Source organism: Spirillospora sp. NPDC000708, assembly GCF_040299565.1.
Classification (GTDB): Bacteria; Actinomycetota; Actinomycetes; order Streptosporangiales; family Streptosporangiaceae; genus Spirillospora.
The window spans coordinates 1-22,858 of the sequence record NZ_JBEPCJ010000042.1 but is presented as its reverse complement, the minus strand read 5'-3'; the positions used below and the strand labels follow the sequence as shown (position 1 = coordinate 22,858).

The window sequence follows — 22,858 nt, the reverse complement described above, 5'->3', positions numbered from 1 at the left end:
GCCGGTCAGCCCATGCTCTTGGCGCCGTCCAGGGCCTCGCGGATGATGTCGGCGTGCCCCGCGTGCTGGAGCGTCTCGGCGGCGATGTGCATCAGCACCAGGCGGGCCGACCAGTGGGTGTCGGCCTGGAACCAGGGCGCCTTCGGCAGCGGCTGGGAGGCGTCCAGGTCGGGCAGCGAGACGATCAGCTCGTCGGTCCGCCGCGCGACCTCCTCGTAGTCCGCCAGGACGCCGTCCAGGGTCTCGCCGGGCAGCATCCGGAACTCGTCGGCGCGGCGCTGGAAGTCCGCCTCCGTCATGGCGGTGAAGTCGGGCATCGCGGACGGCCCCTCCAGGATGAAGTCCACCCAGCCCCGCTCGCACGAGGTGACGTGCTTGATCAGGCCGCCGAGGCACAGCTCGCTCGCGGTCGTCCGCAGCCCGGCCTGCTCGTCGGTGAGGCCGCGGGCGGGGAACCGCAGGAAGTGCCGGGCCTTGGCCAGCAGCGCCAGCAGGTCGGCGCGCTCGCCGGTCACCGCCGGGGCGTCCTCGCGCGTTCCGCCGACGATCGCGTGCTCGGTCATGGTCCGTACCTCCTGGTCTCGTCCTTCTCCCTGACAACGACCACGCTACGGGCCATAGCGGCCACTTTCTGACCTCAATTGCGGGAGACTCGGAACCATGGCGAACACCAGCAACCGCACCCTGCGGCTCCTCTCGCTGCTGCAGAGCCACCGCTACTGGCCGGGCGCCGAGCTGGCCGAACGCCTCGACGTCTCGCAGCGCACGCTGCGCCGCGACGTCGACCGGCTGCGCGAGCTCGGCTACCCCGTCGAGGCCCGGCGCGGCGTCGACGGCGGCTACCAGCTCGCCGCGGGCGCGGCCCTGCCGCCGCTCGTGATCGACGACGAGGAGGCCGTCGCGCTCGCCGTCGGCCTCCAGGCCGCCGCGCAGGGCCCGGTGGACGGGATCGCCGAGCCGTCCCTGCGGGTCCTCGCCAAGATCGTCCAAGTGATGCCGGGCCGGCTGCGCCGCCGCGTCGAGGCGCTGCGCGCCATGACGGTGACCGGCGGCTGGGGCGGGCCCGCCCGGACCGACGTCGACCCCGACGTCCTCACGTCCGTGGCGCTGGCCTGCCGCGACACCGAGCGGCTCCGGTTCGCCTACACCGCCGCCGACGGGCGGCGCACGGAGCGGCACGTCGAGCCGCTCCGGCTCGTGTCGCTGGGCCGCCGCTGGTACCTCGTCGCCTACGACCTCGACCGCGCCGACTGGCGCAACCTCCGCGTCGACCGGATCGCGGACCCGGCGGGCACCGGCGCCCGCTTCCGCCCCCGCGAGCTGCCCGCCGCCGACGCCGCCGAGTTCGTCCGCGCCCGCCTCGACGCCGTGCCCCGCTCCCACCGCGTCGAGGTGCTGGTGGACGCGCCCGCCGCGGCGGTCCGCGAGCGGATCGGGCGCTGGGCCGCCGCCGAGGAGGCCGGGCCGGACCGCTGCCGCGTCCGCTTCACGTCCGACTCGCTGGACTGGGCGGCCCTGGCCGTCGGCGCGATCGGCGCCGACTTCCGGGTGGTGCACCCGCCCAAGCTGGTCGACCTCCTCCGCGACTGGGCCGACCGCTTCCACCGCGCCTCGTCCGTCCCCCGGGACGGCTGACGCGGGCGCCGGTCACCTCGGCAGGGCGGACGGGGCGCCCGGACCGCCGATGACCGGGCCGTCCGGCCAGAGCGCGGCGAGGTCCGACGGGGTGAGCGGGGCCCGGTACGCGGCCCGCAGCACCTCCCGGGACGTCTCGCCGCCCGCCTCGGCGAGGGCCGCGAACCAGTCCATCCCGGCCGGGTACGCCCACATGTAGGAGCGGTGCTCCGGGTTCGTCCCCCGATCGGCGAGGGCGCCCGCGATGGCCTTGTCCGTCATCCACGGGACCGCCGCGCGCAGATGGGCGGCGCACTCGGCGGCGGGCGTCCCGGCGTTGATCGCGCGGTGGACCTGGGCGAGGACGAGCTGCACGTAGTGGCCGAGCCGGACCCGCGCCGTCAGCACCCGGTCACCGGGCAGGAGGAACAGCGGCCACGCCTGGGCGAGCCCTTCGAGCATCACCTGATGCGGTGCGTGGACGCTGAGCAGCCGCACCCACGGGACGTCCTCGGCGGACGCCCGCTCGGTGAGGCTCGCGCTCTGCAGCCCGTGGCCGAGCACCTCGTGCAGCGCGAACTGCCGGGCGCCGGACTCGGTGAACGCGACGTTCGGGAGGTTGAGCCGGAGCCGGACGTCGTGGCCCGCGCCGTCCAGCCAGTAGGCCCAGTACGCGTCCACCTCGGCGGTCTCGATGGTCAGCGTGTATTCGGCGGTGCCGCCCGTCGCCTCCCGGACGGCGGGCTCCAGTTCGGCTGCGGCCTGCCGGATGGCGTCCGGGGCGTCGCGGACGTCCAAGGGCCCTTCCATCTCCCGGAGTTCGGCGTTGGCGTCCGGCCCCCAGCCGATACCGAGGGCGGACAGCGCGGCGCGGGCCCGGTCGCCGCGCTCCGCCACGTACTCCTCGGGCCACCCGGCGGTGCCGCACCCCTGCGTCCTGCGGACGTAGTCGCCGAGGGGCGGCCGCTCGCCGAGCAGGGCGCCGAGGTAGGCGAGGTCGGCGTCCAGGCGCGCCGCCACCGGTCCGGCGGCGTCCGCGCGCAGCTCCGCGAGCCGCCGGTGGACGGCCAGCCGGTCGGAGGCCGGTTCGGGCTCCACCCCCTCCGGACGGCAGTCGAAGTCGATGATCGGGGACCCGCCGCGGGCCGTCTCATGGGCGTTCCACGCCCGCAGGACGCGTTCGGTCTCGTCGCGCAGCCTCATGCCCCACGTCTACCGCACCGCTGCCGCAGGCCGCGTTCACCTAGGCCGCCAGGGGGCGGGCCGTCAGTGCTGGGGCAGCGCGGCCAAGCGGCTCTCGGCGTACTTCCGCATCTCCTTGTCGTTCAGAGAGCCGGCGACGTCCCGCGCCCGCTCGTACGCGGCGGCGGCATCGCGGGTGGCGCCCGTGTCGCGGAGGGAGCTGGCGAGCTTGCACAGCGTCCAGCCCTCCATCAGACGGTCGCCGAGCCGGGTCGCGATGCCCTGTGCGGCCTCCAGCGCGGTCTTGGCCCGCTCGTGGTCGCGGTGGTCGCGCGCCACCTCGCCCAGGTCGTACCAGGCCCAGCCCGCCGCCCGCAGGTCGTCGACCTCCTCCGCGCGGCGGGCCGCACGTTCGAGGAGCTCCTCCGCCGTCCCGTACTCCTTCTGCTTGCGCGCGCAACGCGCCCTGCCCTGCAGGGCGTCGAGCTCGATGCCCGGATGCCCCTGGGACGCCTCGATCGCCTCGTCGTAGCGGGCCACCGCGGTCGTGAGCTCTTCCCGCCGCAGGGCGAGGTCACCGAGATTGCACAGGTTCCAGGCGCGCAGCTCGGCGTCGCCGACCTCCTCGGCGATGGCGAGGGCCTCCGCGAAGGCCGCCCGCGCGAGATCGTCGTCCTTGCGGTGGCGGCGGCAGACACCGAGGCCGTCCCACGCCCAGCCCTCGTCGCGGCGGGCGCCGACGGCGGCGGACGCCTCCCTGGCCCGCTCGAACAGGGTCTCCGCGCGGCCGAACCCGCCCGCGTACCGCGCGGCGTGCGCCTGGTCGAGCAGGCTGCTCGCGGCCAGCACCCGGTCCTCGGCGGCGACGGCGACGGCGTGCAGGCCGAAGGCGATCCCTTCGGCGCGGGCGTGGTCGTGCTCCGCCCGCGCGGCGGCGTACGCGGCCTGGAGCAGTTCCACCTGCGGCCGGCGGGTCATCGCCTCCTGCAGCGACCGGACGGACGGGCGGTCCGCCGGTTCCTTGGCGAGCGCCCGCGCGACGATGTCCCGCAGCCAGCCGGGCAGGCCGGACAAGTCCGGTTCCATCGTGAGGATCTGGTGGACGAGCGCCGGGATCGTGTCCGCCGGGAAGCAGGGCCGGCCGGTCGCCGCGTGGGCCATCACCGCGCCCCAGCCGAACACGTCCGCCGCCCCCGTCGGCCGCTGCTCTGCCAGGAGCTCCGGCGCCATGTAGCGCAGCGTGCCGATCGGCATCGTCGTGATCCGGGTCCGGTCGAGGTGGTGAGCGACGCCGAGGTCGATGAGGACCGGACTCCCGCCCGGCATGATGATGTTGGCCGGCTTGACGTCGCGGTGGACCAGGCCCGCCCCGTGCACGGCCTCCAGAGCGCGCGCGAGGCCGAGCCCGAGGCGGTCGAGGCCGTCCGCCGCGAGCGGCCCGTCCGCGATGAGCGCTTCCAAGGGCAGACCCTGGACGTACTCGGTGACCAGATAAGGCTCCGGGCCCGCGAGGTCGGCCTCGACGAACGCGGCGACGTGCGGATCGTCGACCTTCCGCAGCGCGGCCGCCTCCCGCTCGAACCGGCGGTGCCCGCTCTCGCTGCCGACGGTGGCCCCGTTCATCGTCTTCAGCGCGACGATCCGCCCGTCCGGCGCGCGTCCCAGGTGGACGGTGCCCATCCCGCCGGCACCGAGTTCCGCCAGCAGTTCGTAGCGCCCGAACCGTCGTGGGTACATCCGGCCCCCCGCCTCATATACCAGGACATGTGCGGACACGGTAAACCCGATGGGGTCGGCTCCGCCGGACGGTCCTCGTTCCGGCACGCGGCGGCCGGGCGTCAGAGGTCGATCCGGGAGCCCATGAGGACGGTGCGGGTCTCCGGCAGGGCGAAGTACTCGGCGGGATTCGCGGCGTTGCGGGCCAGCGCCAGGAACAGCCGCTTGCGCCACCGGCGCATGCCGGACGCGCGCGTGAGCCGCAGCGCCCCGTAGGACAGGAAGTAGGAGGCCCGGTCGGGGTCGAAGCGCAGTTCGGCGCCGGGCAGCCGGGCCGCGCGGCGCAGCTCCGCCGGCAGGTCCTGGCGGTCCTGGAAGCCGTGCCGGACGGTGACGTGGACGATCCCGTCGTCGCTATACCCGAGGTCGTCGATGCTCAGCCGCTCCTCGATCGGGATGTACGGGACGTTCTCCGACACCATCGAGACGATCACGACGTGCTCGTGGACGACGTGGTTGTGCTCGAAGTTGGCGCGCAGCGCGATCGGCGTCGTCGTCTTGGTCGGATGGGGGAACACCGCGGTGCCGGGCACCCGCCGCACGCCGTCCCGGTGCAGCTTCTCGATGAACTCCGGGAGCGGACCCTCCTTGGAGTTCCGGTTGGCGGTGACGATCTCCCGCCCGCGCTCCCAGGTCGTCATCAGCGTGAACACCGTGAGCCCGATGAGCAGCGGCAGCCAGCCGCCGTGCGTGACCTTGGTGAGGTTCGCGGAGAAGTAGGTGATCTCCGCGCCGCCGACGACGACCCCGGTCAGCACGAGCTTCCAGGCCGCCCACCGCCAGGCCACCCGCGCGATGACCAGGAACAGCGCGGTGGTGATGAGGAAGGTGCCGGTGACGGCCATGCCGTACGCGGTCGCCAGCCGGCCGGACGAGCGGAAGCCGAGCATGAGGATCAGCACGCCGGCGAACAGGATCCCGTTGATCGCCGGCAGGTAGACCTGGCCGATCTCGCGCGGCGAGGTGTGCTTGATCCGCAGCGGCGGCAGGTAGCCGAGCCGGACGGCCTGGCGGGACACCGAGAACGCGCCGGAGATCACCGCCTGGGAGGCGATCACGGTCGCGGCGGTCGCCAGCACCACCATCGGGAGCCGCGCCCAGTGCGGGTACAGCAGGAAGAACGGGTTCCGGATGCTGCGCGGGTCGTCGAGGATCAGCGCGCCCTGGCCGAGGTAGTTCAGCGTCAGCGCGGGGAACACGACCGCGAACCAGACCCGGCGGATGGGGGCCTTCCCGAAGTGCCCCATGTCGGCGTACAGCGCCTCCGCACCGGTGATCACCAGGACGACCGCGCCCATGGCGATGAACGCGGTGTAGGGGCGGTCCGCGATGAACTCGACGGCGTAGGACGGCAGCAGGGCGCGGGCGATGGCGGGCCGCTCGACCACCTCGACCAGGCCGGCCGCCGCCAGCGCCGCGAACCACACCAGCATGACCGGGCCGAACAGGCTGCCGACCCGGTGCGTGCCCCAGCGCTGGGCGAGGAACAGCAGCGCGAGGATCGTCACCGCGACCGGCACGACCGCGTGCGACAGGCCCGGCGTGCTCACCTTCAGGCCCTCCACGGCGGACAGCACCGAGATCGCCGGGGTGATCACGCTGTCGCCGTAGAACAGCGAGGCGCCCAGCACCCCCAGCCCCATCGCCACGGCGGCCCTGCCCCGCACGTCGCCCAGCACCCGCCGGACCAGCGCGGCGAGCGCCATCACGCCGCCCTCGCCGTCGTTGTCGGCCCGCAGGATGAGGGTCACGTACTTCACCGACACGATCACCGTGATCGTCCAGAACACCAGCGAGATCACGCCGTGGACGTCGCTGTGCGTGGGGTGGACGGCCCCGTGGTCGATCGAGAACACCGTCTGAAGGGCGTACAGCGGGCTGGTACCGATGTCGCCGTAGACGACGCCCAGCGCGCCCAGCATCAGCGCCGCGCGCCCCCTCGTCCCGGACGCGGAGGTGCCGTGCCCGGCCGTCGCCGTGCCGGTCGCCTTCTCCGGGTCGCCCATGAGCCGATACTTATCCTGATCGGCCCCGTATAGGCATCACCGGGGGCGACACGGCCGGCTCATCCGCCTGGCCCGGCGGACGGGGGCCGCTACGGGACGCGGAATCCGCGGAAGGTCACCCGCTTGCGGACCTCGAAGCCGAGCCGCTCGTAGAGCGCGATCGCCCCGGTGTTCTGCTCGGCCACGTGCAGGAACGGGCGCTCGCCGCGCGCCTCGACGCGCGCCGCCAGAGCGCGCACCAGGCGGGCGGCGTGGCCGCGCCCGCGGGCCTCGGGCGCGGTGCAGACGGCGCTGATCTCCGTCCAGCCCGGCGGCCGGAGCCGCTCGCCCGCCATCGCCACCAGCCGGCCGTTCTCGCGGATGCCGAGATACGTCCCCATCTCGCGGGTGCGCGGCCGGAACGGCCCCGGCCGGGTGCGCGCGACGAGGTCGAGCATCTCGGGCACGCCGTCCGCGCCCAGTTCCACCACATCGCCGTCGCGGTCGTGGAGATCGGCGGGGTCGGCGCCTCCGCGCCAGAGCATCTGGAGACCGTCGAGGACGAAGACGGGCTCCCAGTCCGGCGGCGGGGCCGCCGGGCTGCTGAACAGGTCGGCGAGTTCGCCCCGGCCCAGCAGCCGGGCGAGATCGTCCCATTCCGCCGCATCCGGGACGGCGGACACCGCGGCGAAGGTCGCGACCTCCGGGAGGTACGTGGCGGCCCTGCCGGCCCGTCGGGCGAGGTGCGCGTGAGCGCCGCGCAGCGACTCGCCCACGGGGTCGTCGAGCGCGACGGCACCGTCCTCCACCAGCATGTTCCGCACCTCCGGGGGCGTACGCGACATTCCAGGCGACCTTGACGCCACCGGCGGTTACCCAGAATGCCACCGGCGGTTAAACGGCCGCGCGGCGGGGGAAGCGATCATTGGTGCGTGGCGGCGGACGGGACACCCGCGAGGAATGCAGGGAGGGGTGGGTGCGGCGTGTCCGATGGGGAAAAGGGGCGGCCCCCGCGCGAAGGGTCGGTCCTGCGCGCGCTCGGGGCGCCGGTCGTGCTGGTGATGCTCTCGGTGGTCGTCCTGGTCGGCGGATGCACGTCGTCCCGCCACCCGTCCTCCGGACGGCCCAGCGCGGCGGCGGTCGCGGAGAAGGCCGAGAACGCCAAGTCCGGCACGCCTGACTGGCAGATCCGCCACAAGGGCGCCGAGCACGAGATCGAGGGGTACGCCGATCACGTGAGCGTGCCGCCCGGGGGATCGCTCCGGCTGTTCGTGTCGACCACGACGCCCGGGTTCACCGCCGAGGCGTTCCGGATGGGCTGGTACGGCGGCGCGGAGGCGCGGCGGGTGTGGCGGTCCGGGCAGGTCGCGGGCGCTCGGCAGGCCGCGCCGCGGATCGACCGGACGACCCGCACCGTGTCGGCGCCGTGGCGGCCGTCGCTGACCGTCCCCACCTCCGGCTGGCCCGCAGGCAGCTACCTGATCAGGCTGACCGCCGCGTCGGGCGCGCAGCGGTACGTGCCGGTGACCGTCCGATCGCCGAACGCCTCCGGACGCGTCGTCGTGCTCAACGCGACCACCACCTGGCAGGCGTACAACATGTGGGGCGGCTACGACCTGTACAAGGGGCCGTCCGGCGGCGAGACCGACCGCGCCCACGCGGTCAGCTTCGACCGCCCCTACGACGGCAACGGCGCGAGCAAGTTCATGCTCTACGAGCAGCCCGCCATCGCGCTCGCCGAGAAGCTCGGCGTCCCGCTGGCGTACGCGACGGACAACGACCTGCACGCCGACTCCCGCGTGCTGGAGGGGGCGCGCGGGCTGCTCAGCCTCGGGCATGACGAGTACTGGTCGTCCACCATGCGGCAGCGCGCGACGCAGGCCCGCGACCACGGCGTCAACATCGCCTTCCTCGGCGCCAACGCGGTCAACCGGCACATCCGGTTCGGCGGCACGGCGCTCGGCGCCGACCGGCTCGTCATCTGCTACAAGGACTCCACGGCCGACCCCATGTCCCGGACGAACCCGGCCGAGACGACGCAGGACTGGCGGCTGCCGCCGAAGCCGCGACCGGAGAGCGACATCATCGGCATCCAGTACATGTGCTTCCCGGCCGAGGGGGCGTTCACCGTCTACGAGCCCGACTTCTGGCTGTTCCGCGGCACCGGCGTCCGCGCGGGGACCCGCTTCCCCGGCGTGGTCGGCCCCGAGGCGGACGCGCTGAACCGCGCCGGCCCGACGCCGTCCACGCTGGAGATCGTCGCGCGCTCGCCGATCACCTGCGGGAACGCCCAGGCGACCGCGCACGCGTCCTACTACACCACCCGCAGTGGCGCGGGCGTGTTCGCGACCGGCACGATGCGCTGGGTGTGCGCGATGCGCGGGCGCGCCTGCGGGCATGGCGTCAACGACGCCGGCCGCGCGTTCACCACCCAGGTCACGGGGACGCTCGTCCGCGCCATGGCCGCCGGGCCGCTCGGCCGCGACCACCCGTCCCGTCCCAACACCAAGGAACTGGCCAGCGCGCCCAAGTAGCCGGGGCCGGGACGGTCCCGCTCAGCGGCGCTCGCCCAGTGCTTCGAGGCCGGCGGCGAGGACGTCGGCGAGCAGGCGGGCGCGGCTCCCGTCCGGGTCGAGGTCGGGGTCGAAGACGGTCACCTGCGCCCCGATCGCCCGCGGCGCGAGGGCGGCGAGGAGGCCGGTCAGCTCGGCGGCGTCGAGCCCGCCGGGGTCCGGGGAGTCGACGGCGGGCATCACGCCCGGGTCGAGGATGTCGACGTCCAGGTGGAGCCAGTAGCCGTCGAGGTCGTCGCGGTCGACGACCTCCAGGATCCGGCGCGCGGCCTCCGCGGCGCCCTGCCGCCGGATCCGCGCCGCGGGGACGACCGCCCCGAGGAGCGCGGTGGTCTCGTCGAGGGCGGCGTCGTCGTCCCGGCAGCCCGCATGGACGGTGTCGGCCGGAGCGAAGTAGGGGCTCAGGCCGTCGATGTCGGAGACGGCGGGCCAGTGCAGGCCCACCGCGGCGGCGAGGTCCTCCCCCGCCAGGCTGGCGCACCGGTCCGAGTTACCGGGATGCCGGAAGTCGGTGTGCCCGTCGAGATGCACCAGGCCGTGGCGTCCCGGCGCCCGCCGCAGCGCGACCCCCGCCCCCACCAGCAGGCTGCAGTCCCCGCCGATCACCAGCGGCACGAGCCCGTCGGCGCGGACGCTCCCGATGCGCTCGGCGAGCCGCCGGGCGTGCTCCACGATGGCCGCCTGGTTGCGGAGCACGCCCGGTGCGGCGTCGTCGGCGTACCGTCCGGGAAGCACCACGCCCCGCTCGTGCGCGCCGCGCTCGGCGAAGCGCCGGTACAGGCCGGCTTCACGCAGCGCCTCGGGCGCCTTGGCGGTGCCGGGCACGCTCGCCGGGGCGGGCGGGCGCAGCCCGAGATTGGTGGGGGCGGAGATCAGGCCGATCGTCATCAGCCGAAGCTACAGCAGCCGGGCGGCGCCGCTCAGGCCAGCGGCTCGTGGTTCGCCCAGGCGACCTTGTACGGGTGCCGCGACTGCCAGCGGTCGATGACCTCGTGGATGGCGGGCGCCGCGAACGCCTTCGCCAGCGCGCCGGCGTCCGCCACGGCGACCTGCACGATCGCGGTCGCGACCAGCGCCGGGACGGCCTCCTCACCCGGCACGGGAATGTGGCGCCGGGCCTCGACCGACTCGACGGAACCGGTGTCGCGCATGGCGCGTTCGATGTCACCGAGGTATTGATCGAGCTCGGCGTCGGGCAGGGACTCGTCAAAGGAAACGATCATCGTGTGCTGGATCATGCTTCGATTCTCGGCCGTACCCGCCTCCGGAGTCCAAGACCGGTTCGGCCTCCGGCGATAACCTGGAGGCATGGCCGAACTGGAGACCCGCGAACTCGAGTACTTCATGGCGGTCGCCGACGAGCTGCACTTCGGCCGGGCCGCCGTCCGCCTGTCGATCGCCCAGCCGGCGCTGTCGAAGGCGATCCGGCGGATCGAGAACCGGCTCGGCGTCCCGCTGTTCGTCCGCTCCAGCCGGCACGTCGAGCTCACCGAGCCCGGGAAGGCGCTCCAGGAGCACGGGCGGCACGCGCTCAACGCGGTCGCCGCCGCCGTCCGCAGCGCCCGCCGCGCCGCCGATCCCCGCGCCCACCTGCGGCTCGTGCTCAAGCCCGGCGGCGACGCCGGCCTGCTGTCGGGGATCCTCGCCGCGTACGCCCGGCGGCCCGACGCCCGCCGGGTGGACATCCTGTTCAGCGGCCCCGCCGACCGCACCGACTTCCTGCGCGACGGCCGCGCCGACGTCGGCCTGCTCTACGCGCCGTTCGACGACCTCGACGGCCTGGCCCACGAGACGCTGCACGCCGAGGACCGCGTCGCCGTCGTCCCGTCCGGGCACCGCCTGGCCGGGCGCGCCTCCGTCCGGACGGCGGATCTGGACGGTGAGACGCTGCCGCGCTGGAAGGGGGTCCCCGGAGGCGACGGCACCGGCCCGGAGGTCGCCGACGCGGTGCAGCTGCTCCACATGGTCACGGTGGGCCGGATGATCGGGATGCTGCCCCGTTCGCTGGTCGAACCGCTCCCGCCCGGCCTGGTGGGCGTCCCCGTGACCGACGCGCCGCCCAGCCGCCTCGTCCTCGCCTGGAACGAGCAGGACCGCCGTCCGCTGGTCGCGTCCTTCGTCGCCGCCGCCCTCGAATCCGGCCGCCAGGACGGCCGGGCGGGCTGACTCGCCCCGGACCCGTGCGGGAGGCGCAGTAGGGTCGCCGTCATGTCCGCGACCCCACACGCCGCGCACCGCGCGCGTCCGCCGCGCGAACCGCGCCCCCCGGCACTCCCCGAGAACCTGGCGGCGGCCGGCATCGACGAGCTGGAGCTGCGCGACGACGGGACGTACCTGTCGCTGGCCTACGGCGAGGCCGACCTCACCACCGGGGGCGCCGAGGACGTCGAGGACGTGGAGTTCGAGCGGTGCCGGTTCGCCCGCAGCGGCCTGGCCGGGTTGCGGCTCCAGCGCGCCGGGTTCGCCGACGTCGTCTTCGAGGGCTGCGACCTGGCCAACCTGCGGATGTTCAACACGCGGATGTTCAACACCGAGGTCCGCAACTGCCGCATGACGGGCCTGCAGCTCACCGAGGGCGGCCTGCGCGACGTGCGGTTCGACGGCTGCCGCGCGGACATGGCCGGCTTCCGGTTCGCCCGGCTGCGGACGGTCGTGTTCGCGGACTGCAACCTGAGCGAGGCCAGTTTCCAGTCCGCCGAGCTGCACGACGTGCGGTTCGAGGGCTGCAAGCTGAGCGGCACCCAGTTCTCCGGCGCGACCATGAGCGGCACCCGCTTCCGGGACTGCGAGCTGTCCGGTGTCGCGGGGATCAGGTCGTTCGACGGGGCGATCGTCGCCGCCCAGGACGCGATGAGCCTGCTGGACGTCCTGGCCGCCGACGCGGGCATCACGATCGAGCCCTGACGGCGGCCGGCGCGGTCGCCCGGGGCGGGCTCAGCTCAGTGCCGCGACGGCGGCGTCCACGTCGGCTTCGGTCGTGTAGAGGTGGAAGGCCAGGCGCACCGCCCCCTTGCGGACGGACGCCCTGACGCCGGCCGCCGCGAGCCGCTCGGCCGCACCCGGGCGGTCGACGGTGACGATCGCGCTGTCGCCGGACGGCATGCCGAGGCCGGCCCGGAACCGGTCGGCCATCCGCACGTCGTGGTCGTGGATCGCGCCGATGCCGATCTCCAGGAGCAGCTCCAGCGTGGGGGCCGCCGCGACGTAGGAGAACCAGGGGGCGGCGATGTCGAAGCGGCGGGCGTCCTTGGCCAGCCGCAGCGGCGGGCCGTAGGAGGCGTCGCCGTCACCGGCGTACCAGTTGGCGGCGAGCGGCCGGATCCGGTCGCGCACGGCGGGGCTCACGTAGCAGAAGGCGGTGCCGCGCGGGCACATCAGCCACTTGTACGCCGAGACGGCCAGGACGTCGAAGGGCGTCGCGTCGACCGGCAGCCAGCCGACCGCCTGGGTGGCGTCGGCGACGACGAGCGCGCCGTGCGCGCGCGCCGCCGCGACGACCGCGGCGGCGTCGGCGACCTCGCCCGTCGCGGACTGGACCAGGCTGAAGGCCACCGCGTCCGTGTGCCCGTCGATCGCGCCGGGCAGGTCGGCGGGCGGCACCGTGCGCACGTCGAGGTCGTGCACCAGCCACGGGAACAGGTTCGACGTCTGCTCGATGTCGGGGACGACGACGCGCGAGCCGGGCGGCAGCGAGGCCGCGACCGGGGCGAGCACCTGCGCGGCGGAGGCGCCCACGGCGACGTCGTCGGACGCGACGCCGACCAGCCGCGCGAACGCGTCGCGGGCACGGCCGGTGGACCGGTCCCACTTGTCCCAGCCGGTGGCGCCGCGGCGCCATTCGGCCAGCGCGTCCTGCAACGCCGCGAACGCCGGCTCTGGCGGGATGCCGTAGCTCGCGGTGTTCAGCCATCCCGGTTCCGGGTCCCACATACGTACCGCTTCGCCCAGATTCACCCTAGTGAGCCTAGAGGAGCGGACGAGGCGCCGGCCGACCGGCGCGGCCCGGACCGGCTCTTCAGCCGTCGTGCCTCCTGAGCCAGTCGACGTAGTCCGGTACGGCGTTCTCGACGTCGAACTCCGGCCGGAATCCGGTGTCCTCCCGCAGCCGGGTGATGTCGAGGTAGTTGGGGCGAGGCTGGTCGGGATTGCGCCCATCGGGGAGGACGATGCCCGCGTCCGGAACAGCGGTGTTGATCGCGGCGACCACCTCGCTGAAGCGCACCAGCCGTCCGGTCGAGACGTTGTAGACGCGGTGGTTCAGCCGCTCGGCGAGCATGAGCAGCGCGATGGCCCGGCCGCAGTCCTTCACGTAGCAGAGGTCCGTGGCGTCCTCGGCATAGGCGGGCGGACGGGGCGGGGTGAGATCGGGATCCTCGCCCCGGACCGCCGCGCTGAGCAGGCGGGGAAGCGGGAAGAACGGCGAGTCGGGCAGGCCGAGCGGCCCCCAGATCGTGCCGATCCGCAGGCTCACCGTCTCGAACCCGGCGCTGTCGCCGGCCAGCGCGGTGAACAGCTCGGCGGTCTTCTTGAACGCGTGGATCTGGTGCGGCGCCACCACCGGAAGCGGGACGTCCTCGCGCCACGGGGATTCGTCGACCCCCGCGTACACGCCGATGGAACTGGCGACGGAGAACCGCCGCACGCCCCACTCCCTCGCCGCCTTGAGCGCGTTGAGCAGCGCGGCGGTTTCGGCGCGGAGGTACTCGACAGGATCGGGCATGTCGTACCGGCCCGCCGCGAGATGCACGATGCCGGTGATCTCGTGCCGCTTCCCGATGCCGAGGAACGCGGTCTCGTCCGTGGCGTCCAGCGGCTCGACGGCGACCCGGCCGCCGGGCTCGCCGGCGAGGTGCTCGGGCAACCGGGTGGACCGGTGCGCGGTGAGCACGACGGACTCGCCCAGGTCGAGCAGTGCCCGTGCGGTGTGCGACCCGATGGAACCCAGGCCGCCGGTGACGAGGATCATTCGCACCCCTGTTGTCTCTGGATGGAGTTGTCTCTGGACGCGCCGGTCAGCGCTTGACGGTGTAGTGCAGGTGCAGCACGCGGTCGCCCTGGACCACCGCGTCGGGATCCCCGAGCAGGACCGTCCCGGTGTGGCCACCGAAGAAGCGCACCCCTTCCCCCAGGACCACCGGGACGACGTCCATCGCCACCTCGTCGACGAGCCCCGCCGAGAACGCCTGGCCGCCGACGTCGCCCGCGCACACACAGACCAGACCGTCCCCGGCGAGTTCCTTGGCGCGGGTGATGGCCGCCTCGACCGAGTCGGCCGTATGGAACGGCGCCTCGGGGAACCTCGCCCGCCATTCCTCGGGCAGCGGCCGGTGGGTGACGACGACGAGCTGCTCACCGGCGGCCGGTACGCCCGACCAGCCGTCGGTGGTGTCGAACAGGTGCCGTCCGATCACCGTGACCTTGACGGCGTCCCAGAAAGGCTGGACGTAGTCCGCGGACGCGCGGCTGACGCGGAACTGCCATTCATCGTTCGCGCGCACCACCACGTCACCATTGCCGTACCAGTCGAACAGCGGCCCCACCGTGTCATCGGGGTAGGCGATGAAGCCGTCCACCGAAACCACGGCCTGCATGACAACCCTGGCCATTCCACCCGCTCCTTGGCTCATCCGAATGTCGGGACGGTCACGTGCTCCGGCTCCACGAGATACGCCTCGCGGTCCTCGCGCGACGGATACGGACCGCCCGTGTACTTCGCGAAGATGCGATCGACGATGGCCCAGCCCTCGTCCCCGCCGACCCGCTTCACGACGCGTCCGCGCACGAGCGCGCTCAGCACCAGGTTCTCCCGGTCGGTCACGGAGATCGCGATGCGGTCGTCCGCGGCCAGGTTCCGGCCCTTGCGGGAGTCGGGCGAGGTGAAGAAGGCCAGATGATCGCCCTCGACGTCGATCATGACCGGCACCGAGTGCGGCCCGCCGTCGGGCAGGAGCGTGGCGACATGGGCGATGTTCGGCCCCTCGAAAAGGGCGCGGGCGGCCTCGTTGAGCACGGTCGTTCCATTCCGCTGGGGATCGCGATCAGCACGCGAGCCGGGTGTTCTCACCCGCCCGACGCTAGGCGGGCACCGATCGCCGCTCTTGTACAAAACGGCCATCCCCCGGCCGCAGCATCGGAAGGTAGGACGCGGCGTGATCGTGCCCGCACCCGCACGCCGCACCCGTCTGCGCGAGGAGCACGCCCGGCGTCACGCCGACGAGCCGGCGGCACTCGCGGCCGAGGTGCGCCTGGTCGGTGTAGCCCGTCTCGACCGCCCACCGCGCGAGGTCGACGTCCAGGACGTCCTGCCGATCGACCGACGCCTGCACCCGGGCGATGAACCCCTGCAGACGCAGGATGCGGTGCAACTCCTTCACCCCGACGCCGACCGCCGCCCGGCACCGGCGCCGCAACTGGCGCTCGGAGATGGACAGCAGCGCGGGCAGGGCCGCCGGCCTCCCGCCGCGCCACGGCATGAGGTGCCGGACGGCCTCGTCCACCAGCGGGTCGTCCGCCCCGGCGGACCGCGCGGCGAACGACTGGAGATGGCCGAGCGCGGCCTGCGGCGTCGGGGCGTCCCCGAGCAGGTCCGTCAGGCGGTTCAGGCCGCGCCAGACGTCGGTGCCGGCGATGTCCTGGTCGACCAGTTCGTCCGCCGGAATTCCGGCGAGGCCACCGAGCACGCCCGGTCGCAGGCGCACTCCGACGACCGTGCCACCTGCCGGAATGTCATGGTAGGTCGCCGTGGTGAGGGGCCCGAGCAGACGCGGCGTCTCACCGAGGACGCACCGCAGCTCGGCACCGCCGTGCGGCACGATCCGCTGCGCGAGCGGCTCGTCCCCGACCTGCTGGATCCACACCAACGACGCCACCGCCGCGAGCACCGGCGCCGGCACCCGCTCCACGTACGACGATTCTCCCGCCACCCGCCCATCCTGCCGAAAACCCCGCCCACCTGCCGTCCGGTGGCCGGGTTCGAAACCCAGATGATCGACGGTCGCACCGGAGCAAAGGCATGAGGTGGACACGCTCAGGCCCGCGCCCAGGTGTTTGACCAGGCCGGGCGCCTGCGATCCGCTGAACCTCGGTGACCGGGCAGGCCTGACAGCGGGAGTGGACCATGAGCCGAGCGGCGAGGGTGTTCAAGGTCGAACCAGCGGGCCTCAACTGGCCGCGAGCGGTCGTCTTCCTGGACGTCGGGCTGGTGCCGCTCTTCGTCTTCTGGGCGATCGGCCATGAGCAGTACCTGCTCAGCACGCTGTTCGGCCTGCTGTTCACCGTGCTGTGCGATCCGGGCGGCGGCTACGGGCGCCGCATGACGCGCATCTGCCTCTTCGCGCTGATCGGCGCGGGCGTGACCGCCCTGGGATTCGGAATCGGGGCGGCCCCCTGGGGCTGGCCGGTCCTCGCGGCCTTCGCCATCACGCTGGTGGCGGGGCTGGCCGTCGCCTTCGGGGTGCACCGCTTCGTCACCGCCCTGCTTCTCAACATCTGGTTCATCGTGACCATCGGCGTCGCGTTCACCCTCCACCGGCACGGTCACATCAGCAGTCACACCTGGGCGCAGGTCCTCGCCTGGACCGGCGGGGCGGCGCTGTGGATCGCGGCGGCGTCCGTCTGGTGGCTGGTGAGCGGGCGCGGGGACGCACCGCGTCCTTTCGCGGAGATCCCCGGCGACACCGCACGCAAGGCGCTGACCCGACCGCTGGTCGCCTTCGCCCTGGTGCGCGCCCTCGTCATCGCCGGAACCGTCGCGCTCGCCTTCGGACTCGACCTGTCCTACGGCTACTGGATCCCGATCGCGGCCATGATCGCGATGAAGCCGAGCCTGGAGCAGGCGACGCTCGTGGCCGCGCAGCGCCTCACCGGCGCGCTGATCGGCGCCGTCGCCGCCGCCCTGCTGCTGCTGGTCCCCGCGAGCGAGCACGGCCTCCGGCTGTTCGCGGTGGAACACGGACTCCAGATGGTGGCGCTCGTCCTGTTCATGCACGGCGCGGGGATCCGCTTCTGGAACTACACGTTCTACAGCGCGTGCATCGCCGCGGGCGTGCTCATCCTGGTGGACCTTCCGCAGCCCTCGCACTACTCGGCCGAAGGCTACCGAGTGCTGTGGACGCTGTGCGGCGTGGGAATCAGCCTGCTCGTCATGGCACTGTCAACCCTGCCCACCGGCGGAGGCCCCAGCGGTCAGGCGGCGCCGAGCCGGCGCCCCGCGGAGTAGGAGCGGTCCCGGTCGACGACGCTGACGCGGGAGGCCCGCCGGCTCTCGGCCGCGTCGCGGGTGGCGAGCAGCACGGTCGTCCCGGCCGCGGCCACGTGGCGCAGCGTCGCCCAGATTCGATGGACCGTTCCACTATCCAGGCCGGACGTCGGCTCGTCGAGGAACAGCACGTCCGAGCGGTTCACCATCGCCAGCGACAGGTCGAGCAGCCGCCGCTCACCCGCCGTCAGCCGCTCGAACCTCACCCGGGCGACCTCCTCCAGCCCGGTCAGCGCGAGCGCCTCGTCCACCGTCAGCGGGTCCAGCGTCCAGCGCCGCCACCCTTCGAGGACCTCGGTGACGGTGAGGCCGGGGAACAGGCCGCCGTCACGCCACACCGTGCCGACCCGCAGCCCGTCCCGCTCGGTGTAGGGATCGGCGCCCCGAAGCCGGACCCGGCCGCCGCACGGCCGCCGGAGACCGGCCAACGCCTCCAGCACCAGGGTCTTTCCGGCCCCCCGATGGCCGAGCAGCGCGTGGATCTCGCCCTCCGGCACCGCCAGCGACAAGCCCCCGACCACCCGGCCGCCGGAGCCGACGCGCAGATCGCGTGCCTCGACGACGATTGTGCTCATCCTCGTTCCCCTCGCCCATGCGGTCTCCGGTCCTTCCGGAGCGTCCGCGTAGGACGAGGCTATGGAGGTGACCCGCCAGTAGCCGCCTGAGCTGCCCGAACGTTCGCACTCCGTAAGCTCACCGACAGGCCCGCAAAGCAAGGGCGCCCGCCGACCGGCCGGTCTGACGACGGCGGACGGTCGCGATGACATCTCGGTGACAAACGAGTGAGGGCCCGACCGGAGTAGATTCCGATCAGGCCCTTGACTTGCGAATCCTGGGTGGAGCTGAGGGGATTTGAACCCCTGACCCCCTCGATGCGAACCGGATAAATCGAACACAATGTGTTCGGCGGTTCAACAACTTAAGGGTAAATTCCCAGGTGAGAGGCGGTGGAAATGCCGCCTCGTGCCACCGCGTATCAAGATCGCTCACGTGGTCCTTGGTGGCATTTCGGTGGCAAAACGATCACCTGAGGAGTCGGCATGGGATTCTCCCGTCCGCGAGTCGGCAAGGACGGCCAGGTCCGCTACGCGGCCGTGTACCGCGATATCCGCGGGAACATCAGGCACGCCGGAACCTTCGCAACAGAGGCACAAGCCGACAAAGCATGGCAAAAGGCCCTGGCGAAGCTGTCTTTAGAACGCCTTCCCGATCCGGGAAAGGGCAGACAACGCTTCAGACGCTACGTCGAAGACGTCTGGTTCCCCAACCACGTCATCGAACTCCGGACGAGGGAGAACTACGACTACGAGATCCAGCGATACATCATGCCCTGGTTCGGCGGCATGCGCATGATCGACGTCCTCCCGATCGATGTCCGCGAATGGGTCACACACCTACAGAGCGAAGGCGTCAACCCACCGACAATCCGCTTCTGCATGACCATCCTCAGCGCCATCTTCACCACGGCGCTCAACGACCTCGTCATCGTCCTCCACCCCTGCAAGGGAGTTAAGACGCCTCCGGTGCCCAAGAAGAAGCGCACCATCATCACACCGGAGCAGTTCGACAGCCTCTACGAGTCACTGACCGACGCGCGCATGAAGCTGCTCGTCGAGGTCAAGATCGAGACCGGCCTCCGCTGGGGTGAACTTACAGAACTACGGCCGAAGGACATCAACTTCGCCACGCGGACGCTCACCGTCTCGCGGGTCGTCATCGAACTCAATCCCAAGCACCATCCCGAGGGCGGCCGCTTCCTGGTGAAGGACTACCCGAAGGATCGGGAGCATCGCAGCGTCCGCTTCAGCAAGCAGCTCGCCTGCAAGCTCCAGGCGTTCATCCGGGAAGAAGCCATCGAGGCCGACTCTCTTCTCTTCCGCCTGCACCAGGACGAACTCCCGCGTCCACGACGGCTGCGCGTCCTCCTCGATCCCGAAACCCTCGGCTTCATCGAGCCTGAGTGCCGCTACAGACACGGCACACTCAGCGGATACTCCGCAGGCAAGTGCCGCTGCCAGCACTGCAAGGACATCTACGCCGACTACCGCGCCCGCCGACGCGAAGCCGGCAAGGACTCTCCCAGACGCCGCCGCACCATCAACACCGACGGCCACATCCCACGAACCTGGTTCCGTGACCACGTCTGGAAACCCGGCATCAAGGCAGCCGACCTCCGCATCCATGTCCGCCCCCACGACCTTCGCCACGCCCACGCGTCCTGGCTCCTAGCAGGCGGCGCCGACCTTCAAGTCGTGAAGGAACGTCTCGGCCACGCAAGCATCACCACAACCGAGAAGTACCTGCACACCCTCCCCGACGAGGACGACACAGCACTGGACGCCTTCGACAAGATCCGCAACCGCTCGAAACCCGCCTCAATCCGAGCCGTCTGATAGAGGCAACGAGGCTCCCTGGGCATACCACCTCCCAGGAAGCCTCGCCTTCTCGTCACCGGCCATCAGACAGCGCGGCCCTGCACCGTTAACACCGAAGGTCCGGCTCTTCATAGGAGAGCCGGACCTTCGTCCGGACGGATGGCGGCTCGTCAGCCCGGCTCGATGCCGAGGAGCCGGCGGAGGTCGACCGTCACGACGCGGTAGCTGGCGCCGATGCGGATGACCTTGCAGGGGAACTCGCCTCGCCGGGCGAGTTCGTAGGCACGCGTCCGTCCGAGCCCGATGGCGCGGGCTGCGGTCTCGACGCTGGTCGTGGTGGGGAGACCGAGAAGCTCGTCCTGGCTCATCTTCTCCAAGGCTCAGGCCCCCTTCCGAGAATTGCCGAACCATCTCCTCCGTAGCCGTCGGCTTTCAGAAGGCCTCACCGTGCTTCGGCTCGTCGGATCGGGACCGATAGGACCGGTGCGGTCGCGGTGTCGTGGGGCGGTGGCGCGCTGGTCGGGACGGCGATCCTGTGCCGTGAACGTTGTTGATCGCCCTTCGGGCCTGGTTGATGGCTTCGCCGCATCCTGCGCCCAGATGACGGGCGCGAAGGACGGCGCGACCGAAGTTGTCGAGTGCCTCGCCGAGGGTGCCGCCTTGGTCGCGGACGAGGCGTCCGTCCGCATGCTGGTGCGCGAGGAAGCGTTCGAGTTGAAGGAGAAGGTGGTCGATCTCGATGGCGGCGGTGTGAACGGCATCCAGCACCGCGTAGACGGTCGAAGGTCCGGCGAGGCCGCCTGGCTCGTCTACAGCTCGATTCAGTGAGCGGACGGCCCGCTCCAGATCATCGGCGAACTGTTCGACATTGTGGTCGATCTGAGTGTTACCGCTGGTCCCGCTGGGGTTGGAGGTCATGAGTGCGCTCCTTGGGGTACAGACCCTCCATGGGAGGGCCAGAGCTGATCGTGAACATGGCCCGTCCTTCCTGTTGAGGAGCGGCAGATAGAAACCCCTGCCACTTCATGACGTTGTTTACGCTCCGTGATTGTCCCGCTACTTCGATCTTGACTCCAGAATTTCGGAGGCACCGGCGAGTCTCACCCTCGACAGGTCAGCGCTTGGGCGCGCCCCTACGAGGCTGTGGCGCCTGAGATGGACGACTAATGGGTGCGGCGGTCGAGCCCAGTCCTTCAGCCAGCGGTACGGGGAAGGCCTCGGCCGCAAGCCTCGCCATCGTCCGGCCCTCGTCGAGGGTTTCCGCGACGTGCCGCGGCACCGGTGTGGCCGGCCCAGGTGCCGTCCGCCGGATAGCGTGCAGCCGTCCTGCGGCCTGGCGTGCTGCATCGGCTTGGGCGATGCGTTGCTGGGCAAGGCGATGTTCGGCCGTCGATTCGATGAGATCGGCGAGGTTCGCGATGAGGAACAGCAGATCGACGGTGAGGTTCCTCTTGTGTTCGCGTCGATCTCCCCAGCGCACGTTGGTGACCGCGAGCGTCCGCGCTACCGCGCGAAGAGCGCTTCCATATGGCGTGACCGATGGCGAACGGCCGAACGGTTCTCGGGCGGCGCGGTCGTAGATGTCGGCGGCCTCGGCCAGTTCGCGGTTGCCGGTGATGTCCGCGGTGACGTGCAGGACGTCAGAGGCCGCCGCCGACAAATCGGCGCGAACACGGGGATCGCGGAACTCGCGCATCTGCCACGCCGCCGTGCCGGCCACCTGGGCGGCCTCCCGATAGGCCGCGGTCCGCACCCGGTGGTCGGCGGACGAGCCCGGTGCCCACCGGCGCGAGGGGGCAGCGGGCCGACCGATCGCGCCGTTTTCCCACCGGCGGCGCACCTGGGGAAGGGTCAGGTCATCGGCGAGCTTGCCCCCGGAGAAGAAGATCGGCTCCCCCTCCGAGTTGGTGTATTCGGGCACCGCAACGGCATATCCCGTCACCTCGCCGGGCGTGCGAACGCTGAACCTCAGCCGCACCGCCAGCCCGCGCTCACGCAGGCCGGCGAAGAACGCCTCTTCGCTATCGGACGAGGCAGCGACCGTGGCCACCTGCCGACGCAGCACTGTACGAGGCGGCTCCTCCAACCCGGCGCGCTCGGCTCGTTCCAGCTCAGCGCGCGAAGGACGGGGCGCCGCCGTCCGATCTGCAGGAGCGGTACGGCACAGCCCATACCGTTCCTCGACGACCTGGCACGCCTTCCGCGCCTTGAGGTAGTCGCGAGTGACGTTCGGCCGCCGGCCGTCCTCTCGAGCGAGCGTGGCCACGACATGGATGTGATCGTCGGCGTGCCGCACGGCGATCCACCGGCACGCCTCCGCATCGCCGCGTGGGGCGATGCCGGTCTGGTGCATCAACTCCTCGGCGACATCGGCCCACTCCTCATCGGTCAAGGCCCTGTCAGTGGGGGCCGTCCGCAGCGAGCATTGCCAGACCGGTCCCGTCGGCCGGCTTCGCCGCATCGTCTCCAGCGGAGAGTGCAGCGCCTCGCCCAACGGCCGAAGATCGCGCCTTCCGTCCGTGCGCCTTGCCGGTTCCAGTGCGGCCGGGTGCCGGTACCCGGCGACGAGGTGAGGGTCGGTGTGCTCGTTGCGCTTGCCCGGCCCGTACAAGTACCGCAGAAGGTTCCCGACATCCGTGCCGCGCGTGACCTTCGCGATCATGGCAGACGCCTGCCAAGTTCGACGATGACGGCCTCCGTCCGCCGCACCACCTGAAAGCAATACGCCGCCAACCACGCCACCGACTCCGGAACCTCGTTGTAGGCGTTGGCATGGCGCACGAGCTGGTTGAGGTTGACCCCTACCGCATTCACCTGACGGCTGGCATTCCGCAGGTCAGCATGCAACGCGACGAGCGCCCCGTCCACAGGCTGCTCCTCGCGAATCGCAGTCCGAACCGTCTTTACGACGAAAGCGCTACACGCGAGTCCGGCTCGCGTCGCCGCTTCGTGGAACTCTTCGTACTCTTGGTCGCAGACGCGGATTCTCAGTTCCCGCTCACGCCGCCGCCCTCCGCCGAGCTTCGCTCGCCGCTGCAACGGCTCCGTCCCGTCGCCGCCTCGTTTGGATGTCGTCATGCACCTCCGCTCCTGGCT

General features: G+C 72.0%; 23 protein-coding genes. 7 read left to right on the top strand and 16 right to left on the bottom strand.

The window, feature by feature from the left end:
- Positions 1 to 5: 5 nt before the first annotated feature.
- Positions 6 to 563 (bottom strand): DinB family protein, encoded by a 558-nt coding sequence (locus ABT299_RS27390; protein WP_190854880.1) that lies wholly within the window; start codon positions 561 to 563, stop codon positions 6 to 8.
- 97 nt (positions 564 to 660) lie between these two features.
- Here ABT299_RS27390 and ABT299_RS27385 point away from each other — a divergent pair, with 97 nt between their 5' ends.
- A complete protein-coding gene (locus ABT299_RS27385; RefSeq protein WP_500252457.1) occupies positions 661 to 1,635 on the top strand; it encodes a helix-turn-helix transcriptional regulator in 975 nt (324 codons plus the stop codon).
- A 12-nt stretch (positions 1,636 to 1,647) separates the two neighbouring features.
- Here the strand turns inward: ABT299_RS27385 and ABT299_RS27380 are convergent, their stop codons facing one another.
- The 4 genes from ABT299_RS27380 to ABT299_RS27365 form a co-directional block, all read right to left on the bottom strand.
- The gene (locus tag ABT299_RS27380) at positions 1,648 to 2,817 is read right to left on the bottom strand and encodes a hypothetical protein (protein WP_500252456.1); all 1,170 of its coding nucleotides are present in this window, start codon (positions 2,815 to 2,817) and stop codon (positions 1,648 to 1,650) included.
- Positions 2,818 to 2,880: 63 nt separating this feature from the next.
- A complete protein-coding gene (locus ABT299_RS27375) occupies positions 2,881 to 4,533 on the bottom strand; it encodes a serine/threonine-protein kinase (protein ID WP_500252455.1) in 1,653 nt (550 codons plus the stop codon).
- A gap of 101 nt (positions 4,534 to 4,634) precedes the next feature.
- Entirely contained in the window at positions 4,635 to 6,578 is a 1,944-nt protein-coding gene (locus tag ABT299_RS27370; RefSeq protein WP_500252454.1) for a potassium transporter Kup, read from the bottom strand.
- A gap of 89 nt (positions 6,579 to 6,667) precedes the next feature.
- Positions 6,668 to 7,402, bottom strand: a complete 735-nt coding sequence (locus ABT299_RS27365) for a GNAT family N-acetyltransferase (RefSeq protein ID WP_500252453.1) — start codon at positions 7,400 to 7,402, stop codon at positions 6,668 to 6,670.
- Positions 7,403 to 7,540: 138 nt separating this feature from the next.
- Here ABT299_RS27365 and ABT299_RS27360 point away from each other — a divergent pair, with 138 nt between their 5' ends.
- Positions 7,541 to 9,091 carry a N,N-dimethylformamidase beta subunit family domain-containing protein gene (locus tag ABT299_RS27360; RefSeq protein ID WP_500252452.1) on the top strand — a complete coding sequence of 517 codons (1,551 nt, stop codon included), beginning with the start codon at positions 7,541 to 7,543 and terminating at the stop codon, positions 9,089 to 9,091.
- Positions 9,092 to 9,112: 21 nt separating this feature from the next.
- On the opposite strand, the gene ABT299_RS27355 is transcribed toward ABT299_RS27360, so the two are convergent.
- Both ABT299_RS27355 and ABT299_RS27350 read right to left on the bottom strand, forming a co-directional pair.
- A complete protein-coding gene (locus ABT299_RS27355) occupies positions 9,113 to 10,018 on the bottom strand; it encodes an arginase family protein (RefSeq protein ID WP_500252451.1) in 906 nt (301 codons plus the stop codon).
- Positions 10,019 to 10,050: 32 nt separating this feature from the next.
- On the bottom strand, positions 10,051 to 10,368 hold the full coding sequence (locus ABT299_RS27350; protein ID WP_190854894.1) for a hypothetical protein: 318 nt from the start codon (positions 10,366 to 10,368) through the stop codon (positions 10,051 to 10,053).
- A gap of 70 nt (positions 10,369 to 10,438) precedes the next feature.
- Between ABT299_RS27350 and ABT299_RS27345 the strand changes: the two genes are divergently transcribed.
- Entirely contained in the window at positions 10,439 to 11,296 is an 858-nt protein-coding gene (locus ABT299_RS27345) for a LysR family transcriptional regulator (RefSeq protein WP_500252450.1), read from the top strand.
- Positions 11,297 to 11,338: 42 nt separating this feature from the next.
- On the top strand, positions 11,339 to 12,034 hold the full coding sequence (locus ABT299_RS27340; protein WP_500252449.1) for a pentapeptide repeat-containing protein: 696 nt from the start codon (positions 11,339 to 11,341) through the stop codon (positions 12,032 to 12,034).
- Between the two features lie 30 nt (positions 12,035 to 12,064).
- Here the strand turns inward: ABT299_RS27340 and ABT299_RS27335 are convergent, their stop codons facing one another.
- The 5 genes from ABT299_RS27335 to ABT299_RS27315 form a co-directional block, all read right to left on the bottom strand.
- Complete coding sequence (locus ABT299_RS27335; protein WP_194736698.1) at positions 12,065 to 13,060, bottom strand: aminotransferase class V-fold PLP-dependent enzyme; 996 nt, start codon at positions 13,058 to 13,060, stop codon at positions 12,065 to 12,067.
- An 85-nt stretch (positions 13,061 to 13,145) separates the two neighbouring features.
- Positions 13,146 to 14,096 carry an NAD-dependent epimerase/dehydratase family protein gene (locus tag ABT299_RS27330; protein WP_500252448.1) on the bottom strand — a complete coding sequence of 317 codons (951 nt, stop codon included), beginning with the start codon at positions 14,094 to 14,096 and terminating at the stop codon, positions 13,146 to 13,148.
- A gap of 46 nt (positions 14,097 to 14,142) precedes the next feature.
- Positions 14,143 to 14,736, bottom strand: a complete 594-nt coding sequence (locus ABT299_RS27325) for a dihydrofolate reductase family protein (protein ID WP_500252447.1) — start codon at positions 14,734 to 14,736, stop codon at positions 14,143 to 14,145.
- A 17-nt stretch (positions 14,737 to 14,753) separates the two neighbouring features.
- The gene (locus tag ABT299_RS27320; RefSeq protein WP_206699882.1) at positions 14,754 to 15,140 is read right to left on the bottom strand and encodes a pyridoxamine 5'-phosphate oxidase family protein; all 387 of its coding nucleotides are present in this window, start codon (positions 15,138 to 15,140) and stop codon (positions 14,754 to 14,756) included.
- Positions 15,141 to 15,204: 64 nt separating this feature from the next.
- Positions 15,205 to 16,053 (bottom strand): DUF6597 domain-containing transcriptional factor, encoded by an 849-nt coding sequence (locus ABT299_RS27315; protein ID WP_500252446.1) that lies wholly within the window; start codon positions 16,051 to 16,053, stop codon positions 15,205 to 15,207.
- 194 nt (positions 16,054 to 16,247) lie between these two features.
- On the opposite strand from ABT299_RS27315, the gene ABT299_RS27310 reads away from it, so the two are divergent.
- Positions 16,248 to 17,348, top strand: a complete 1,101-nt coding sequence (locus ABT299_RS27310; protein ID WP_500252445.1) for an FUSC family protein — start codon at positions 16,248 to 16,250, stop codon at positions 17,346 to 17,348.
- Here ABT299_RS27310 and ABT299_RS27305 read toward each other — a convergent pair.
- Positions 17,315 to 17,962 carry an ATP-binding cassette domain-containing protein gene (locus tag ABT299_RS27305; protein ID WP_500252444.1) on the bottom strand — a complete coding sequence of 216 codons (648 nt, stop codon included), beginning with the start codon at positions 17,960 to 17,962 and terminating at the stop codon, positions 17,315 to 17,317. The genes ABT299_RS27310 and ABT299_RS27305 overlap by 34 nt on opposite strands.
- Before the next feature lie 465 nt (positions 17,963 to 18,427).
- Here ABT299_RS27305 and ABT299_RS27300 point away from each other — a divergent pair, with 465 nt between their 5' ends.
- Positions 18,428 to 19,780: a tyrosine-type recombinase/integrase gene (locus ABT299_RS27300; RefSeq protein WP_500252443.1), complete on the top strand. Its 1,353-nt coding sequence runs from the start codon at positions 18,428 to 18,430 to the stop codon at positions 19,778 to 19,780.
- A gap of 152 nt (positions 19,781 to 19,932) precedes the next feature.
- Here ABT299_RS27300 and ABT299_RS27295 read toward each other — a convergent pair whose 3' ends face one another.
- Positions 19,933 to 20,130, bottom strand: coding sequence for a helix-turn-helix domain-containing protein (locus ABT299_RS27295; protein ID WP_500252442.1), 198 nt, complete (start codon positions 20,128 to 20,130; stop codon positions 19,933 to 19,935).
- 172 nt (positions 20,131 to 20,302) lie between these two features.
- Between ABT299_RS27295 and ABT299_RS27290 the strand changes: the two genes are divergently transcribed.
- A complete protein-coding gene (locus ABT299_RS27290; RefSeq protein ID WP_500252441.1) occupies positions 20,303 to 20,590 on the top strand; it encodes a hypothetical protein in 288 nt (95 codons plus the stop codon).
- A gap of 286 nt (positions 20,591 to 20,876) precedes the next feature.
- Here the strand turns inward: ABT299_RS27290 and ABT299_RS27285 are convergent, their stop codons facing one another.
- Both ABT299_RS27285 and ABT299_RS27280 read right to left on the bottom strand, forming a co-directional pair.
- The gene (locus ABT299_RS27285) at positions 20,877 to 22,424 is read right to left on the bottom strand and encodes a relaxase/mobilization nuclease domain-containing protein (protein WP_500252440.1); all 1,548 of its coding nucleotides are present in this window, start codon (positions 22,422 to 22,424) and stop codon (positions 20,877 to 20,879) included.
- Positions 22,421 to 22,858: hypothetical protein (locus tag ABT299_RS27280; RefSeq protein ID WP_500252439.1), on the bottom strand; the 438-nt coding region annotated here is incomplete at its 5' end. The genes ABT299_RS27280 and ABT299_RS27285, both read right to left, overlap by 4 nt.